The sequence below is a fragment of the Flavobacterium sp. genome, assembly GCF_046296355.1.
Lineage (GTDB): Bacteria > Bacteroidota > Bacteroidia > Flavobacteriales > Flavobacteriaceae > Flavobacterium.
Genome location: NZ_JBKBLM010000002.1, coordinates 38,156 through 56,357, shown reverse-complemented (window position 1 = coordinate 56,357; position 18,202 = coordinate 38,156). Strand labels below are relative to the sequence as shown.

The following is an 18,202-nucleotide window of genomic DNA, read 5'->3' as shown; positions in this document are numbered from 1 at the left end:
TTGATAGCCTTTTAAATAAAATAAAATTCAAATGAAAAAGAGATATTTTATATTACTGTTTTTGATGATGTTCACTCATTTGTCAATTGCTCAAATAACAACTGCACCTTCTCCTGTTCTTGCTAATCAGTCAGCAGTTATTACCTTTAATAAAACGGGTACTCCATTAGCTGCTTATACAGGAACAATATATGCTTATGTTGGAGTAACAGTAAATGGTGTACAATGGCAAAATATTAAAGGTAGTCCTGTATGGGGAAATAATACTCAGCCGGTAATGACTCAAGTAGGAACTTCCTCTAGCTATACACTATCAATTTCTCCTGATTTATATTCTTATTTTGGAGTATCAACTTCTAATTCGATTACACAAATTTGTATAATTTTTAGAAGTTCTGATGCTACTATTCAAACAGCAGATGCGTTTATTCCTGTTGGTGCATTTCAATATACATTAACAGCTCCTGCTTTGAATAGTTATAATTTTTTAACTTCAGGAAGTAGTTTAACTGTAACCGCAAATAATACTAATGGAAACGCAACATATAGCTTGTCCGCAAACGGGACTGTTATTAATACACAAACTACAGCAAATTACTCATTTACACATACTAATATAACAGGTAATCAGGTGTATAGCTTGCAAGTGACACAAGGAATAACATCGTTTACTGCAAAATTTAATGTTATAATTACTCCTCCAACAGTTACTCAAGCTGTACCAACCGGAATGGTTGATGGAATAAATTATAATAGTTCAGACCCCACAAAAGCAACGCTTGTTTTAAATGCACCTTTTAAAGATTTTATTTATGTAGCCGGGAGTTTTAATAACTGGCAACCAACCGCTGCCTATGCAATGAAAAAAAGCGGAACAAAATTTTGGTTGGAACTTACAGGTCTAACTCCAGGCCAAGTATATACATATCAATATTGGGTATGTGACCAAACAAGTCGTCCCGCAAATTCACCAGCTTTAGTTAAAACAGCCGATCCCTTTTCTACTCTAGTATTGTCTCCTTTTGACGATCCGGAAATTGCTTCACTCGGAGTTTATCCTAATTTACCTCCTTATCCGGTAGGGCAAGAAAGAGAAGTTACGGTATTACAAACAGGACCAAATGCATGGTGGAATTATACTTGGAGCGCTGCTACAACCAATTTTGTTAAGCCAAAAAAGAAAGACTTGACTATTTATGAAGTTTTGATTCGTGATTTTGATGCCAATAGAACCTATCAAGATATGATTGATAGAATTGACTATTTTAAAAATCTTAAAATCAATGCTATTCAATTGATGCCTGTGATGGAATTTGAAGGAAATATGAGCTGGGGTTATAATACCGTTTTTCATATGGCACCTGATAAAAGATACGGTTCACCAGCTAAGTTAAAAGAGTTTATAGATTTATGCCATCAAAACGGAATTGCAGTTATTCTTGACATTGCTTTGAATCACGTATTTGGACGCGCAGCGCTAGAAAGAATGTGGATGCTAGATCCTGATGGTGATGGTTGGGCAAATTCAAATACAAACGGTGAACGTACAACTTCTGAAAACCCATACATTAATTTAACGCCTAAACATTCTTACAATGTAGGTAGTGATATCAATCATTTTTTGTTGTCAGGTCCAGGAACCAATATGACAAAAACTTACGTAACACGTACAATTCAAACCTGGATACAAGATTATAAAATAGATGGTTTTAGATGGGATTTGACTAAAGGATTTACCAATAGTTGTTCTTCCGGAGATGAAACTTGTACCAATGCCTATCAAACTGATCGTGTAGCAAAACTCAAAGAATATGCAGATATTCAATGGTCTTTTGACTCTAACTTTTTAATAATATTTGAACATTTAGGTGTTGGCGGTTCAGCTACAGAAGAACTTGAATGGGCAAACTATTTACGTTCTGGCGATACCAAGGGTATAATGCAATGGCGAAAAATGACCGATCCATATGCAAATTTGTTAAAAGGAAATTATGCTGATCTTTCCGGTGTGGCTGATAATACAACCAACAGATATATAGGTTATGCCGAAAGTCATGATGAAGAAAGAGTAGGGTATAAAGCATTTACTGAAGCAGGCCAAACTCAAGGAAATTTGGCTAAAATTTTGCAAAGATTTCCCGCAATGGGAGCAGTGCACCATTTAGTGCCTGGCCCAAAAATGATTTGGCACTTTGCAGAATTAGGAAACACCGCTTCACTTTGGACATGTAATAATGGGATTGTGTCTTTTACTTCCCCTGATTGTAAATTAGATACAAAACCACAACTACATTGGACCAATAACTGGTTAGGTGATGTAGCAAGATTAAACATTTATAACAGTTGGGCAAAAATGATTGATTTGAAGAAAACAGAAACAGTATTTGAAGATGGTCAGTACGCATGGAATTTAAGTGCTACCGGTAGCCCAAGATTAGATGTATGGACAAGTACTACGCAAACAGCATCGCTTAGCTATGTTTTTGTGCGAACTAATTTTTCCGATAATACTTTAAATACGTCCGGTGGTTTTCCATTTGTTGGAACTTGGTACAATTTAATGGATAATACTAGTATAAATGTTACTTCAACTTCTCAAAATATTTCAATACCAGCCGGCGAATTTAGAATTTATGGCAATAATGCCTCAACTTTAAGTAATGTAGACTTTGTTGGAAGTAATAATATAAGTTTATTTCCAAATCCAACCTCAGGAAGTTTCAACATCAAAGGACAAGTAACCAAAGTTGAAGTCTATTCGATAACCGGACAAAGGGTTAAATCATTTGAAAATATTTCATCGGAAGACTATCAATTTGATATCAATGAATTAAACAGAGGCGTATATTTAGTCAAAGCATTTGACCTAAATAATAATGCTACAACGATGAAATTAATTAAACAATAAGGTTAGTTTAGTTATATAATTATTTTGCAGAAGCCACGTTTTTACAGCGTGGCTTCTGTTTTTTATAAAAATTTCCCCCTTAAATTTTTTTGTCTCTTTTACGCTTTGTATTTTTGACCCATGAAAAAACCATCAAAATCAATCATTGTCAGGATTTTAAAGATTACCGGAATCACTTTTGGCTCCATAATTCTCTTGATGTTTTTGATGCCGATTCTTTTTCCGGGAAAAATTGCCGAAGAAGTAAAAGCTTTTGCCAATAAAAAACTTAATGGTGAATTAGATTTCAAAGAAGCCAATCTCTCTTTCTTTAACCACTTTCCGTCACTAACTTTAACCCTAACGGATTTCTCTTTAAAAGGTTCTGCACCGTATAAAAATGAAACGTTACTGTCTGCCAACGAAGTGTCATTTGGAATTGATTTAAGTTCTTTGATTTTTGACAAAAGTGTTACCATCGACAAGGTTTACGTGTCTAATGCGCTAATTAATGTAAAGGTCAATGCCAAAGGGGAAGCCAATTATAATGTCTACATCGGTGAAGAAGAGACCAAACCAAAAGATACTACCGGCAACACTTCTCTTCGTTTAGATAAAATTGCGATTGAAGATTCTCATTTGGTTTATAATGACCAATCAACTAAAATTTTAATCGATGCCAATGGCTTTAATTACATTGGAAACGGCGACTTAGACCAAGCCATTTTCGATATTTATACGGAAGCCGAAATAGAAGATTTCGACTTTACTTATGACGGAGAACAATACCTGAAAAACAAAAAAGTAAAAGCCGATTTGATTACCAAAATCAACACCAATTCACTTGCGTTTGTCTTCCAACAAAATAATTTAAAGATCAACAAACTTCCGGTAGAATTCAACGGTAAGTTCGATTTCCTGAGCAATGGTTATGATATGGACTTCAATATCAAATCTGAAGACAGCAAGCTAAATGATTTCTTTACTGCTTTACCACCGGCATACGTGACTTGGCTCGACAAAACCAAAGTCAAAGGAAGAACCGATTTGTCATTCACCCTAAAAGGAAAATACATCGCGTCTAAAAACCAAAAACCCGATGTGGCTTTCAATATGAAAATCAGAGACGGTTTAATTGAATACAAAGACGCACCGTTTCCGGTATCGAATATCTTCTTGAATTTTGACACCAAATTACCGTCATTAGATACCGAAAGATTAAAAGTCAATATCGATTCTATTTTCTTCAATGTCGATAAAGATTATGTAAAAGCAATTATTAAATCGGAAGGTTTATCGAAGCCGAATATTTCTGCGAGAATCAACTCCAAAATCGATTTGGCCCAAATGGACAAAGCATTCGGTTTGGAAAATATGGATTTGCGTGGCATCTTAAATATGGATATCAAATCTGTCGGTATTTACGATAAAAAGAACAGTAAGATTCCGGTAACCAGTGGAAAAATCAATTTCAAAAACGGCTACGTTAAAACAGATTACTACCCAAATCCGATTCAAAATATCAATGTCGTCGCTACGATTTTAGACAAAAAAGGGTCGCTCGAAGATTTAAGTATCAACATTACTCCGGCATCTTTTGAGTTCGAAGGTAAGCCCATTTTTGTTAATGCCAAGTTGCGGAATTTCGAAAATATCAAGTACGATATCAAAGCCAAAGGCGAATTGGATTTAGGCAAAATCTATAAAGTGTTTTCCCAAAAAGGACTCGATGTTAAAGGTTATGTCAATGCCGATGTGTCTTTCAAAGGTTCGCAAGATGATGCCATGAACGGAAGATATGCTAAGTTGCAAAACAGCGGGACTTTGAAGCTGAAAAACATCAAAACCACTTCGGAATATTTACCAAAACCATTTGTCATCAAAGAAGGAACATTCATGTTCAATCAGGACAAAATGAACTTTAATGATTTCATCGCAGCCTACGGTCAATCTGATTTTAAAATGAATGGGTATTTGCAAAACGTCATCGATTTTGTATTGACCGATAAAGCTATTCTAAAAGGGAATTTCCAATTGCATTCTGACTATATCAATGTCGATGAATTCATGGCGCTAACAACTGAGACAACCTCTGCTGATACCATCAAAACGGCTGAGCCAACAGTGGCAACCGGAGTTGTGGTTATTCCGTCTAATTTCGATTTACAGTTCAATGCCACGGCGAATAAAATCAATTTTGATGGTTTGGCAATTGACAATTTAAAAGGCAATATGAAAATCAACAAAGGCCAATTGGAACTTAAAAATTCAGGTTTTGATTTAATTGGTTCCAATGTTAAAATGGATTTGGTTTACGGAAGTCAATCCACAGAAAAAGCTTTTTTCGACTTTAAAATCCTTGCCAAAGAATTCGATATCAAACGCGCTTACAACGAAGTAAAAATGTTCCGCGAAATGGCTACTGCAGCCGAAAGCGCCGAAGGAATCGTTTCGTTAGATTACAAAGTTGCCGGAATTCTCGATGCGAATATGGCCCCGATTTATCCATCCCTAACCGGAAAAGGAACCTTGTCTGTAAAGAAAGTCAAAATGAAAGGCTTTAAAATGTTTGGTGCCGTAAGCAAAAAAACAGGCAAAGACGCCATCAAAAATCCGGATGTTTCACAAGTTGATATCAAAACCACTATTAAAAATAACATCATCAATATTGAACGTTTCAAATTCAAAGTAGCCGGCTTCCGCCCGAGAATTGAAGGACAAACGAGCTTTGACGGGCAATTGAATCTCAAAATGCGTTTAGGTTTACCACCATTCGGTATCATCGGTATTCCGATTAAAGTAACAGGAAAGCAAGACGAGCCTAAAGTGAAATTGGGCAAACAAACCGAAGACTTGCAAGAAAACGAATACGAAGGTGAAGTGCCTCAACCGATTTCAGCGGAACCAAAACCGTTGTAATTTCCCATTGTTTTTCGGTAACAAATTCAAATGCTATAACTTATCTTTGTAGCTAATAAACTTTTATTTTTCGATATGAATAATGCAGTTGCCGGATTTTCCAAATTGACAAAAGAAGAAAAAATCAATTGGATTGCTAACGAATATTTCAGTAATCCGACCGAAGCGATTACTACCATCAAACAATATTGGAACAACGATGCACAATTGCAACAATTGCATGACGAATTCATAGAAAATACCATTACCAATTTCTATTTGCCAATGGGCATTGCGCCGAATTTCCTAATCAATGGCAAATATTATTCGGTGCCAATGGTGATTGAAGAAAGTTCGGTTGTAGCTGCGGCAGCCAAATCGGCTAAGTTTTGGAGCACGCGTGGCGGATTCAAAGCGACCGTTTTGAATACGGAGAAAATTGGACAAGTTCACTTTTTATTCAAAGGTGATGTGGCTAAACTACAAGCCTTTTTCAATACCGTAAAACCAACTTTAATCGATTCTACCGAAAGCATTACCAAAAACATGCAAAAGCGTGGCGGCGGTATTTTAGGATTGGAACTCAGAGATAAAACAGCTGAATTAGACAATTATTACCAACTCCATGCAACCTTTGAAACCAAAGACAGCATGGGCGCGAATTTCATCAATTCGTGTTTAGAGCAATTGGCGAAAACTTTAAAAGAAGCAGCACAAAACCATTCCGACTTTAACGAAGCTGAAAAGAACATTACCGTTGTCATGAGCATCTTGTCTAACTATGTTCCGAATTGTATAGTGCGTGCCGAAGTTTCTTGCCGAGTAGAAGATTTGGGCGAAAAGAAAATAGAAAATCCACAAGAGTTTGCCGAGAAGTTTGTGCAAGCTGTTCGTATAGCCGAAATTGAACCTTTCCGTGCCGTTACGCACAATAAAGGCATCATGAATGGTGTTGATGCCGTAGTCTTGGCCACCGGAAATGATTTCCGCGCCGTAGAAGCCGGAGTACATGCATATGCTTCCCGCAACGGACAATATTCGAGCTTGTCTCATGCTCAAATTGAAAACGGTATTTTTACTTTTTGGATGGAAATTCCTTTGGCTTTAGGAACCGTTGGCGGATTGACTTCCTTACATCCGTTGGTTAAAATGGCTCTGGAAATCTTAGGCAAACCTTCTGCACAAGAATTGATGCAAGTTGTCGCCGTTACAGGATTGGCACAAAATTTCGCAGCATTGCGTTCCTTAACCACAACCGGAATTCAGGAAGGTCACATGAAAATGCATTTGAATAATATTTTAAACCAATTTGAAGCCACTGCCGAAGAACGAAAAGCAATCGTAAAACATTTCGAGAAAAATACCGTTACATATTCCGCCGTAGTGGAATTGATTGAAAACTTAAGAAAATAGCCTTGGTGAAGCAAACTTTTTACAGCAACGGAAAATTACTCATCACAGGAGAATATGTGGTGCTCGATGGCGCCAAAGCTTTTGCGTTGCCTACCAAATACGGTCAAAATTTAATCATCGAAGAAGCTGACAATATTATTATCCAATGGACAAGTTATGACAGTGATCAAAGTATTTGGTTTGAAGATACTATTCCGTTTGATTCCATTATCAGAAAGGAACGCCATGATGATGTCAAAAGCGTTAAAAATACTTTAATCGAAATTCTGCACGAAGCCTATTTAATGAATTCTGATTTCATTACCCAATCAAAAGGTTATAAAATCACCACCGAATTGACTTTTCCCAAATCATGGGGTTTAGGGACATCTTCTACGCTAATCAACAACATTGCCCAATGGTTGCAAATTGATGCCTTTGAACTGCTTAAGAGAAGTTTTGGAGGCAGTGGCTACGATATTGCGTGCGCCCAAAATAACTCAGGAATTTTATACCAAATTGTAGCCGAAAAACCGGTGGTAGAAATCGTGAACTTTAATCCGGACTTTACAGATAAAATTTTCTTTGTTTATTTGAACAAAAAGCAGAATAGTAGAAACGCAATAGCCTCGTATTATAGCAATCAAGTTGACATACGCAAAACGATTCCGGTAATCAATGGCCTTACCAAAACAGTAGTAGAAGCGGAGCAACCTAAAACTTTCGCTTTAGCTCTGACCCAACATGAAATAGCCTTAAGCAACATTTTAGAATTGCCGACGGTTAAAGAAACTTTATTTCACGATTTTGATGGTGTAATTAAAAGTCTCGGCGCTTGGGGTGGCGATTTTATACTGAGCATTTCCAAAGAAAATCCGACCGCTTATTTTAAGGAAAGAGGTTTTGAAATAGTAATCCCTTACCACGAAATGATCTTATAATAAAAAACCCCGAATTCACTTCGGGGTTTCTTTATTTATTGTGATTTACGATTAATAGAAATCAGCTCTGTTGTCTTGGATGTCTGCCTCGTTTTTCAACGCTTGCATAAATCTTCCGGCATTCCCTGCCGCTTGTGGCTTTAATTTATTTACGTAATCGGTGTATTTTGGAAGCGCTGGTGCTTTAGTAACGGTTTTAGTTACCAATACATATACACCTGAATTACCATCAATAGCTTTAGAAACTTGTCCTGCTTTTGAAGAGAAGGCAGTTCCAACCACTTTTGGTTCAAATCCGGCACCCGGAACTGCAGGGCTTTCAAGGGTTAAATCAAGAGCATTTACAACTGTAACTTTATTTGAGGCAGCAATCGCAGCCAATGAACTTCCGGTCATTTTAGCTTTGATCATTTCTGCTTTCTTTTTGTTTTTCAAAAGACCTTCCACTTGTGGTCTTGCTTCTTCCACAGCCATTAAGCCTTTCTCATTTACTTTTTTCAATTTCACAATTACATGACCCATATTAACTACTTCAAAACGTTTTACGTCTCCAATGTTAGTATCGTCTTCAAATGCCCATTTTACGATTTGTCTTTGTCCGCTAATTGCACCAAAACTTTCGTCAATGGCTTTAACTCTTACTGATGGATTAACCGTCAACTTAGCTTCTTTGGTCAAAGCAGCAAAATCTTTACCGGCAGTAGCATCCATTTCAAATTTGGTTGCTTGTGTGTATATTTTGTCATTAGTAGCTTCTGATGGCTCAATTTTTTCAGCAATAGTAGCCAATCTGATAGCGTCTTGTTTATCGGTAACGTTGATAATGTGGTAACCGAATTCTGTTTCTACTAAACCAATTTTTCCAACCGGATTGTTGAATACAAAATCATTAAACGGTTTTACCATTTGGCCCGGACCAAAATAACCTAAATCACCACCTTGTTGTGCTGAGGAGTCGTCAGAATTAGACATCGCCAAAAACATAAACCCTGATGGATTGGCTAATGCTTGGGCCAATAAACCATCAGCTTTTGCTTTGGCTTGTTCTTTAGTTCTTTTCTCTTTTTTGTTAGGAACTTGAGTGCCTTCCCAACTGATAAGGATGTGACTTGCTTTTGATTTAGCTCCGGCTTTTCTTCCCATAGCTTTAGAAATACAATAGTAGTTGCTAAACATATATGGACCGTAAACTTGACCGGTTGCCAAAGCAAATAATTGTTCAGCGTGTTCTGCCGGTAAATCTTGCTTAGCGATATAAGTAGAATCAAAAGGAATATCCGAATTTTGGTTTACAAATTCAGCAATATTAGTTGCCGATTGGAAACTCGGAATCGTATCATTTTTACCGTCTTTGAATTCAACACGTGAAGTCAATAACGAATTGATTTTGTTTTTAACTTCTGCTTCGTCTTGTGCAGATGGTTTTTCTTCTATCAATACATAATCCAATTCACGAGATTCTTCTGATTTGAATTTTTTCTCTTTGGTTTTAAGATAGGCTAAAATCTCTTCGTCAGTAATTTTAACATCGCTGTCTTTGATGCTTGAGTAAGGAACTGATACATAGTCAAAAGTTACTTTGCTGGTTTCAGCCTCATATTTAAATTTACCTTCCGCTTCTGTAGTATACATAGCGCCTTTTACCAATGAATTATAGATTTGGTATTTGGCATTCAATTCAGCGTCTTTTTCTCTTTCTTTTAAGATTTGAATTCCTTCCGGATTGGATTTGAAGTAATCTTTAAACTTGGTTACATCAAATTTTCCTGCAGCATTCATAAACATTTGGTTTTGCCCAATGTTTGGATCCGCTTTGAATACTTCAACAATGTGTTTTTCGCCAACGCGTAATCCTAATTTTTCGAATTCAGCGGTCAACAAGGCAACACTTACTTCTTGGTTCCAAACTTGGTTGGAAGCCTGCATAGAAGTCATTGGTTGACCATTTTGACCGTTTTTTTCAACGTTTGCTACTTTAATTCTAAAGTCTTCAAAAGAAATATCTTTTCCGTTTACACTTCCTACGTCAGTTGATACGCTTTTAAAACCATTGCTAAATAAATCTTGCACGACAAAAGCCAATAATGCAAAACCTATTAGTATTAAAAGTAAGCCTGAGCGATTTCTAATTTTTGATAAAATTGCCATTTCTAATCTTGTTAATTTTTAATTCAGTTTGCGAAAATACAATTATCTGTGAAATAATAATACTCACTTAGTTATAATTTCATCTATTTTTTAATTTTTTTGCAGAAACTAATCGATTAGTGTCATTTTGACCAATTCGATTTTCTTATTCGTCGCTTCTTCAATGGTGAATTGGAAGTTTTCAATGGTGATTTGATCTCCTTTTTGCGGAATCTCTTTAAAGAAATCGACTATAAATCCACCCAAAGTACCATAAGAATCACCTTCGGGTATATTCAGTTTATAAGTTTCGTTTAAGTATTCAACTTCTAATCTTGTGGAAAACATATAAGTAGTGCTGTCAAGTTGTTTTTCAGTCAACGCTTCATCTGAATCGTGTTCGTCTTCTATCTCGCCAAATAATTCTTCAACGATGTCTTCAATGGTCACAATTCCTGAAGTGCCGCCATATTCATCTAAAACGACGGCCACACTTTTTCGTTTTTTGGTAAGCAAATTCATCACATCTTTGATGTAAATGGTTTCAGGTACGAATTCTACAGGAATCATGACTGATTTGACTGTTCTAGGTTTTTTGAAAAGTTCAAAAGAGTGAACGTAACCTACAATGTCATCAAGTGTATTGAGATATACCAAAATCTTAGAATAACCGGTTTCGATAAATAATTGTCTCAATTCGGCCACGGAACTGTAAAGGTCAACTGCAACTAACTCTGTTCGCGGCGTCATAATGTCTCTGGCTTTTACGCCTGAAAACTCGAGCGCATTTTGGAAGATTTGAATCTCAGAATCTACAGTTTCGTAGTCTTGCACCGCGTTCATTTGCTCTGTGATGTAATTCCCCAATTCTATTTTGCTGAAAGAAAGGGTAATTTGGTCTCCTTCCGTTTTAAAGAATTTCTTCAAGATATAATCGGATATCCAAATCATAAACGAAGAAATGTAGTAGAACAATTTGTAGAAGAAGTAAGCCGGCAAAGCAAAAAACTTCAGGAAACTATTGGCATAAATCTGAAAAAAAACTTTTGGCAAAAACTCGGAAGTCATCAAAACGATTAAAGTAGAGATAGCGGTTTGGAGTAATAAACTCGATAAATCGGTGAATTGATAACCCAAATAGGCAAACCATTTCATAAGCAAATCACCCATGAAAAATCCGTAAACTACCATGGCGATATTGTTGCCAACGAGCATGCTGGCAATGAACTTGGAAGGTTTTTCGGTGAGTTTGGTTAAAATTTTGGAAATAAAATCATCTTGTTTTTTTTCAATTTCAAGATAAATTTTATTGGAGGAAATAAAGGCAATTTCCATTCCGGAAAAAAAGGCGGAAAGTATCAAACACAAGATAATTATTCCGACTTCCATGTTTTAGGGTTTTTTATTGCGCTCTTCAAATTTTCTGGCAAAATTCCTGCGAAAGAAAAACATAAAAATACCCACGAAGGTAAATATTGCCAAAATGATGGCTTTGTTGGTTTCTCCTGCTTTGTATTGGTTAAAGGCTTCAATAGCAAATAAGATGGCAGCGATAAGGTAAGCGTATTGGGTAAATTTTAAATAATTCATAGTTACTCTGATGATTGGACTTGTCCGGATACTTTTTGTGAATTTACTTTTTTGAAATCTTTACTAAAATCAATTCCTTCTCCATAAGAAACGCCTTTTGGTGAAGTAAATTTAAACTTTTTTTCGGTAAAAAACCATTCGTTTTTTTGATCGTAATACAATTGTTCGGTTTCGAGTTGTTCTCCGTTTTGGTTGGAGATTTTCACATGGCCTTGTAAGTCAATCATGTCGGTGATTTTATATCTTACGGCATAATCAGCATCGATGTAGGTTTGCTTTCCGTTTTTGTCGAATAACGTCAAATGCATGCCTTTAGGAAATTCTGTAAAAGGAAATTCAACAGTAGCGTAATCGAGCATTTTCGGACTGATTAAATTGGCGGTAATTCTACCGGAATCGGTGTATTTTAAATTGATAGAATCGGCATCACCACTAGGTGTAAACTCAGAAACGCCCATTTTTTGAACCTCTTTAAAATTGCTTTCACACGAAACAATCGCCAAACAAAACAGCAAAGAGAAAAAAGGGATACTATATCTGAAAATGGAATTCATTATTTCGCCGGAAACGTAATGGTTTCGTTAATCCAACACTCAATGGTTAATGACTTACCATTCATTTTTTCTTTGTTGATTTCAGATTGTGTCAAAGCTTTTGAGGCAAAATCGGCTACCATTTTATCAGCTGCGGGTTTTAGTTTAGGGTCGGCAACACTGGCTTTTTTTGCGGTTTCAATGGCCAAATAAAAAATGGCTTTCTTTTCGAAATCTGTTTTACCACATTCTTCCGGAGCATAAGAATACAATTGGGCTAGAAACAAATGTGCTCTTCCCATTTTTGGGTCAAATTGCAAGGCTTTGTTTAGGGTTTCTTTAGACTTAGCCATGTCATTGGCCAACAATCCTGTCGCCAGTGTGTAATAAATTTTGGCTTTCTCTTGCGGATTGGTCTCCAAATCGGCCGCTTGGTTGTAAAACTGGATGGCTTCGGTGAATTTTCTTTGACGCAAATTGGCCAAAGCCATAAAATAAGCCGATTGCGAAGTGGCTTTTACACTGTATAATTTTTCAGCCATGGTCACAAACACGGGTTGTGAACTGCATTTGGCAGAAAGGTTGGTTAGAGCCGTTGTAATCCACTCGTTATTGTCTTTGTTTTGGTTGAAGTTTTTTTCGTAATAAGCAGCCAGATTGCTACAATTCACTAAGTCTTTGGACAATGAATTGATGCCGCGTTGTGCTGTTTTATAATTGTCTGTGTTGTCAGTATTGTTGTTTTGTAATTTGGTAAGCATATAATTAACCAAAGTATATTTGTCTAAGACCAAATCAGCAGTGAATTTTTTATCACCTGCTTTGTATTTTTCATAGCAAAGACTGAAATAAGTATAAATGGCATTAGCGTTGGTTATACTTCCTGAAGCTTTTGAGAAACCACTGTCCAACAAATTAAAAATCTCTTCTTTAGCCTCGATTTTGTTATCGTGTAAAACCATGGCTTTGCTGACTTCAAAATCGGCTGCTTTTTCAGGATAGTTTTTGTTGTATTGATCGTACAATGCCATTTTATCTCGAACCAGTTTTTCCTTTTCTTCGGCTGTGGCAGCATTGTCTATTTTGAATTGAAGAATGTCAAATCCGTCGGTGTAAACTAATTCACTTTGTTTTGGGCAATTTTTTTTCACTTCAGTCCAAGTGTCAAAAGCATCGGCTATATCTTTGGCCTTAAAAAAATCCTGATAAGCTGTCATTTTGGAAGAACAGTCAAACTTTTGGGCATTGATACTTGTAACTAACAAGATACTAATCAGAGAAAAAATTGCTTTCATGCTGAAAATTTTTTAGTCAAATTTACGTTTTACAAACCATCTGTCGGTAAGCGATAAACCAACACTGATGTTAAAATAGTTTTCTTCTACTAAGTTGTAATACTTAGTCCCTCTTTTACCCATTTCAAAACCTATGTTAATTTTGGAAAAAATGCCTCCTAAAGGAAGTCCGAAACCAACATTCGCAGCAAAATCAGTTATCGATTTGTCTTGAATCACCAATCCGGTATTTTCATATCTCAATCCGGCACGGTAAGTTATCTTTTTGAAATAATTGGAATAGGAGTTGTAATTCGGGATAAAATAACCGCCCAAACTATAACGAACAGAATTTTCAAAAGTAGCACCGTTGATGTCATTAAAACGATTAGACATGACACTAGTGTTTAAAAGGGTAACCTCGGCACCAACAAGCCATTTTTTTACCTCACCCAATCCTGAACCAAAAGAGAATTTAGACGGAAGTTTGATAATCGTATTGGCTACATCTACTTCTTCAGTTTCGATGATACTTATTCCGCCGGAACTTATAAATTGTATGATATCAATAGAACGTGTATTGCTGAGTTCAACTTTAGATTCAGGGGTGAATCCTAAACTACTGAAAAAACTTAGTTTCTTGTTTAATTTTGTTTGATAAGTGGCTCCAAAATCAACATTAAATCCTTTGATAGTTGACGCATTATTCTCACGAGTTCCGTATTGAATTTCGTTTTGGTATCTTAAATTGGTGGTTTCTACAGTCCCAAAATTATATTGAACATCAGCTCCAATATTAATTTTTTTAGTCAATTTGTAGCCAGCGCCAAAAAATACTTTATTCACGCCGCCGATACCGCTGTATCTTGAGTAAATAGGCACATCGTCTTCTGAAACACTTTGAATTTTATAACCTACGGAAGAGTAGGGAATAAGGCCGAAACCAAAGCTTAGTTTTCCTATAGGAACGCCAACCGCCAGATAATCAAGCGTTGTTCTTCTGGCTTTTCCTTCTTGGGTTTCGGTTTTCGATTTGGTGTTGGCATAAGTACCGCCAATAGAAAAAGTGGTTAATTTTAAGCTTGCCAAATGGGCCGGATTTTGAAGATTCAAGTGAATACTGTCAGGAAAAACAGAAAGTCCTCCCATGGCACGAGTTTCAGCAGTTCCTTTAAATTTGATGTCTCCAATTCCGTAATAAGAATATGGGGAAGAAGTTCCCTCTTGGGCTAAGGCAGAGAATGAAAAAAGTAAACAAAGGCTTACTATAATTTTTTTAATCATTTTTGATTGTATTGAAATGTTTGGTTCAAACCTTCCAGAAGAAAATTTGAATTGGCAAATATGGTATTTTTTAATCGTTTAGCCAAAAATTCTGCGTCGCCACCCGTTAAAATTATGATAAATTTAGCGTATTGTGATTTATACTGTTCAATAAAGCCGTCAATTTCAAGCGTTATACCGTTGATAACTCCCGAATGTATTGATTCTTGGGTTGAATTCCCAATTACATATTCAGGATAGGCTTTTTTTAATAAAGGTAATTTTGCGGTAAATTGATGCAACGATTCATAACGCAAACGAATACCGGGAGAAATAGCACCGCCAAGATATTGATCGTGTTCATCAACAAAATCATAAGTGATACAAGTACCGGCATCAATCACGAGTCGGTTTTGATTAGGAAATTGTAAAGTAGCTGCGGTTGCCAAAACCATTCGGTCAATGCCAAGGGTCAATGGAGTGCTGTAAAGATTCTTGAACGGAAACTGACTTTCATGAGTAATAAAATAAATGGAGGCTCTTTTTTCAAAACGCAAAAAGTCAGAAGGGTCAATTTTTCCGACGGAAGCGACAACTAAAGCTTTGATTTTTGACTGTTGGTCCAAAATAAAATTAATTTTTTCAACCACTTCTTTTTTGTCAAAAATGATGACTTTCAAAAGAGTATTGTCTTCAAAGACAGCTGCTTTGATTCGGGTATTTCCAACATCTATGGCTAATAGCATAAAGGCGATTTTAATGAGGCTAAGGTAAGAATAGTTTTTTTTTATTATTTGTTTTGGATAAATTAAAAATCGTTCTATATTTGCACCCGCAACATTCGAGGCACATAGCCGAACGAAGTGTAGCAAAAAGGTACCTTAGCTCAGTTGGTAGAGCAATGGACTGAAAATCCATGTGTCCCTGGTTCGATTCCTGGAGGTACCACAAACAAACCCTGATAAGAAATTATCGGGGTTTTTTGTTTTTCGGGAATTTTGGAAGTCAAAATTCCTCTTGAAAAATGCATTTAACACAAAAATGTGTGGTGGTTTCTAATTTTTTCACTAAAATTGACCTCTCTTATAATCCATCGTTAAAATGAAAATAAAACAAGCAGTTGTACTGTTCCTTTTATCGTGCTTTTCTTTGACTGCACAGCAAAAATTAAGTGTTGAAGAAATTTATTCAGGAACTTTCAGACCTGAAGCCATGGACGAACTTATCGCCATGAAAAACACCAATCAATACACCGTTCTCAATTTTGACCGAGCTACAAGATCCATGCAAATTGATTTGTATGATTTTGCGACCCTAAAAAAAGTCAGCACTTTAATTGACACCAAGAGTTTTCCTGAATTGGCTGACGGCATTGATAGTTACGTTTTCAGCAAAGACGAAAAGCAATTGTTGATAGCTAATAATTCCAATCCAATATTTCGCCACTCGTTTACCGCGGATTATTTTCTTTACAATTTAACGACCAAAAAACTAACCAAAGTTTTAGAACAAGTGCAAGAACCGACTTTTTCTCCCGATGGTTCTAAAATAGGTTTCGCCAATGCCAACAATCTTTTTATTTATGATATCGCTTCCGCAAATGTAATTCAGATAACTACTGACGGAAAGAAAAACAGCATCATCAATGGAATTACCGACTGGGTTTATGAAGAAGAATTTGCTTTCGTAAGAGCTTATGATTGGAGTGCCGATAGTAAAAAGTTGGCCTATATTCGTTTCGACGAAAGCGAAGTTCCCGAGTTTTCGATGAATGTTTTCAAGAAAAACTTATATCCAACAGTGGAAACGTTTAAATATCCGAAAGCCGGTGAAAAAAACGCCCTGGTTTCTTTGCATGTTTACGACGTGACATTAGCTACATCAAAAGCTATCAATCTAGGAAATTACAACGATTTCTACATCGCCAGAATGGAATGGACTAATGATGCTAATGTACTTTCGGCTCAAGTATTAAACCGTCACCAAGATAATTTAGACTTACTTTTCATTGACGGAACTACCGGAACGGCGAAAGTAGTTTTGAACGAAAAAGACAAAGCTTACGTTGATGTTACCGACAACCTAACTTTCTTAAAAGACAACAGTTTTATCTGGACATCGGAAAAAGACGGTTACAACCACATTTACTTATACGACAAAACCGGAAAGTTGAAAAACCAAGTGACCAAAGGCAATTGGGAAGTGACAGCTTACTATGGTTTCGACGAAAAGGCCAAAACGGTTTTTTATCAATCTGTAGAAAATGGTTCGATAGTAAGAGATGTTTACCGAATAGGTTTAGACGGAAAAAATAAAATCAAATTATCGCAACAAGTCGGAACCAATGGTGCAACCTTAAGTCCGAATTTTGAGTTTTTCATCAACTCATATTCGAGTGCTACACAGCCAACTGTTTACACTTTAAACAGTGCCAAAGACGGAAAGCAAATTCAGTCTATTGTTGACAACAAAGCATTGGCAGAAAAAATCAAAAAATACAATTTACCGGCCAAAGAGTTCTTTGAGTTAACCACCGAAAAAGGACACAAGCTAAATGCTTGGATGATTAAACCCAAAGATTTTGACGCGACTAAAAAGTATCCTGTTTTCATGTTCCAATATTCCGGACCGGGTTCGCAAGAAGTGACCAATAATTGGTTAGATACTAATGATATGTGGTTCATGATGTTGGCACAACAAGGCTATATTGTGGCTTGTATAGACGGAAGAGGAACCGGTTTTAAAGGAGCGGCTTTCAAAAAATGCACCCAAAAAGAATTAGGAAAATACGAAGTGGAAGACCAAATCGATGCCGCTAAAGTCATCGGAAATTATGCTTATGTTGACAAAACGAGAATCGGTATTTTCGGTTGGTCTTATGGCGGATTTATGAGTAGTAATTGTCTTTTCAAAGGTGCCGATGTATTCAAAATGGCTATTGCAGTGGCGCCGGTTACGAATTGGCGTTTCTATGACAGTATTTACACCGAAAGATACCTGCAAACACCGCAGGAAAACGCAAGCGGATATGACGACAATTCACCAATCAATCACGTGAGTAAACTCAAAGGAAACTTCCTTTTAATTCACGGAACAGCTGATGATAATGTACATGTTCAAAATACGATGCAAATGATTGAGGCACTGGTTCAAGCCAACAAGCAATTTGATTGGGCGATTTATCCCGACAAGAATCATGGCATTTACGGAGGAAAGACTAGAGTGCAATTGTTCAATAAAATGACCAATTTTATCAAAGAGAATTTATAATTAACCAATACAAACTAAAACCAATAT

Annotated in this window: 12 protein-coding genes and 1 tRNA gene; 6 read left to right on the top strand and 7 right to left on the bottom strand. The window is 36.4% G+C overall.

From position 1 onward, the window contains the following. The first annotated feature begins 31 nt into the window (after positions 1-31). The 4 genes from ACK4HO_RS02240 (at position 32) to ACK4HO_RS02225 (ending at position 8,118) form a co-directional block, all read left to right on the top strand. On the top strand, positions 32-2,908 hold the full coding sequence (locus ACK4HO_RS02240; protein ID WP_409661971.1) for an alpha-amylase family glycosyl hydrolase: 2,877 nt from the start codon (positions 32-34) through the stop codon (positions 2,906-2,908). A gap of 120 nt (positions 2,909-3,028) precedes the next feature. Then, positions 3,029-5,806: an AsmA family protein gene (locus ACK4HO_RS02235; RefSeq protein ID WP_409661968.1), complete on the top strand. Its 2,778-nt coding sequence runs from the start codon at positions 3,029-3,031 to the stop codon at positions 5,804-5,806. Positions 5,807-5,881: 75 nt separating this feature from the next. Further along, complete coding sequence (locus ACK4HO_RS02230) at positions 5,882-7,198, top strand: hydroxymethylglutaryl-CoA reductase, degradative (RefSeq protein ID WP_409661965.1); 1,317 nt, start codon at positions 5,882-5,884, stop codon at positions 7,196-7,198. A 5-nt stretch (positions 7,199-7,203) separates the two neighbouring features. Beyond that, positions 7,204-8,118, top strand: coding sequence for a GYDIA family GHMP kinase (locus ACK4HO_RS02225; RefSeq protein WP_409661963.1), 915 nt, complete (start codon positions 7,204-7,206; stop codon positions 8,116-8,118). A gap of 51 nt (positions 8,119-8,169) precedes the next feature. Here the strand turns inward: ACK4HO_RS02225 and ACK4HO_RS02220 are convergent, their stop codons facing one another. The 7 genes from ACK4HO_RS02220 to ACK4HO_RS02190 form a co-directional block, all read right to left on the bottom strand. Next, on the bottom strand, positions 8,170-10,266 hold the full coding sequence (locus ACK4HO_RS02220; RefSeq protein ID WP_409661961.1) for a peptidylprolyl isomerase: 2,097 nt from the start codon (positions 10,264-10,266) through the stop codon (positions 8,170-8,172). Between the two features lie 108 nt (positions 10,267-10,374). Beyond that, a complete protein-coding gene (locus ACK4HO_RS02215) occupies positions 10,375-11,634 on the bottom strand; it encodes a hemolysin family protein (RefSeq protein ID WP_409661958.1) in 1,260 nt (419 codons plus the stop codon). Positions 11,635-11,637: 3 nt separating this feature from the next. Beyond that, complete coding sequence (locus tag ACK4HO_RS02210; RefSeq protein WP_409661955.1) at positions 11,638-11,835, bottom strand: hypothetical protein; 198 nt, start codon at positions 11,833-11,835, stop codon at positions 11,638-11,640. Positions 11,836-11,837: 2 nt separating this feature from the next. Further along, the gene (gene lptC, locus ACK4HO_RS02205) at positions 11,838-12,389 is read right to left on the bottom strand and encodes an LPS export ABC transporter periplasmic protein LptC (protein ID WP_409661952.1); all 552 of its coding nucleotides are present in this window, start codon (positions 12,387-12,389) and stop codon (positions 11,838-11,840) included. Next, positions 12,389-13,663, bottom strand: a complete 1,275-nt coding sequence (locus tag ACK4HO_RS02200; RefSeq protein WP_409661949.1) for a tetratricopeptide repeat protein — start codon at positions 13,661-13,663, stop codon at positions 12,389-12,391. Before ACK4HO_RS02200 ends, lptC begins: the two co-directional genes overlap by 1 nt. 12 nt (positions 13,664-13,675) lie before the next feature. Further along, positions 13,676-14,926, bottom strand: coding sequence for a hypothetical protein (locus ACK4HO_RS02195; RefSeq protein ID WP_409661946.1), 1,251 nt, complete (start codon positions 14,924-14,926; stop codon positions 13,676-13,678). Continuing rightward, positions 14,923-15,651: a type III pantothenate kinase gene (locus ACK4HO_RS02190; RefSeq protein ID WP_409661943.1), complete on the bottom strand. Its 729-nt coding sequence runs from the start codon at positions 15,649-15,651 to the stop codon at positions 14,923-14,925. The genes ACK4HO_RS02195 and ACK4HO_RS02190 overlap by 4 nt, the downstream gene beginning before the upstream one ends. A 129-nt stretch (positions 15,652-15,780) precedes the next feature. Here ACK4HO_RS02190 and ACK4HO_RS02185 point away from each other — a divergent pair. Both ACK4HO_RS02185 and ACK4HO_RS02180 read left to right on the top strand, forming a co-directional pair. Beyond that, positions 15,781-15,853, top strand: a tRNA-Phe gene (locus tag ACK4HO_RS02185). Between the two features lie 153 nt (positions 15,854-16,006). Beyond that, a complete protein-coding gene (locus ACK4HO_RS02180; protein ID WP_409661940.1) occupies positions 16,007-18,175 on the top strand; it encodes a S9 family peptidase in 2,169 nt (722 codons plus the stop codon). The last annotated feature ends 27 nt before the right edge of the window (positions 18,176-18,202 follow it).

Excerpts from the sequence above, each read along its gene's own strand:
- ACK4HO_RS02240 (WP_409661971.1), top strand. The coding sequence starts at position 32 with ATGAAAAAGAGATATTTTATATTACTGTTTTTGATGATGTTCACTCAT.
- ACK4HO_RS02235 (WP_409661968.1), top strand. The coding sequence starts at position 3,029 with ATGAAAAAACCATCAAAATCAATCATTGTCAGGATTTTAAAGATTACC.
- ACK4HO_RS02230 (WP_409661965.1), top strand. The coding sequence starts at position 5,882 with ATGAATAATGCAGTTGCCGGATTTTCCAAATTGACAAAAGAAGAAAAA.
- ACK4HO_RS02220 (WP_409661961.1), bottom strand. The coding sequence starts at position 10,266 with ATGGCAATTTTATCAAAAATTAGAAATCGCTCAGGCTTACTTTTAATA.
- ACK4HO_RS02215 (WP_409661958.1), bottom strand. The coding sequence starts at position 11,634 with ATGGAAGTCGGAATAATTATCTTGTGTTTGATACTTTCCGCCTTTTTT.
- ACK4HO_RS02210 (WP_409661955.1), bottom strand. The coding sequence starts at position 11,835 with ATGAATTATTTAAAATTTACCCAATACGCTTACCTTATCGCTGCCATC.
- lptC (WP_409661952.1), bottom strand. The coding sequence starts at position 12,389 with ATGAATTCCATTTTCAGATATAGTATCCCTTTTTTCTCTTTGCTGTTT.
- ACK4HO_RS02200 (WP_409661949.1), bottom strand. The coding sequence starts at position 13,663 with ATGAAAGCAATTTTTTCTCTGATTAGTATCTTGTTAGTTACAAGTATC.
- ACK4HO_RS02195 (WP_409661946.1), bottom strand. The coding sequence starts at position 14,926 with ATGATTAAAAAAATTATAGTAAGCCTTTGTTTACTTTTTTCATTCTCT.
- ACK4HO_RS02190 (WP_409661943.1), bottom strand. The coding sequence starts at position 15,651 with ATGCTATTAGCCATAGATGTTGGAAATACCCGAATCAAAGCAGCTGTC.
- ACK4HO_RS02180 (WP_409661940.1), top strand. The coding sequence starts at position 16,007 with ATGAAAATAAAACAAGCAGTTGTACTGTTCCTTTTATCGTGCTTTTCT.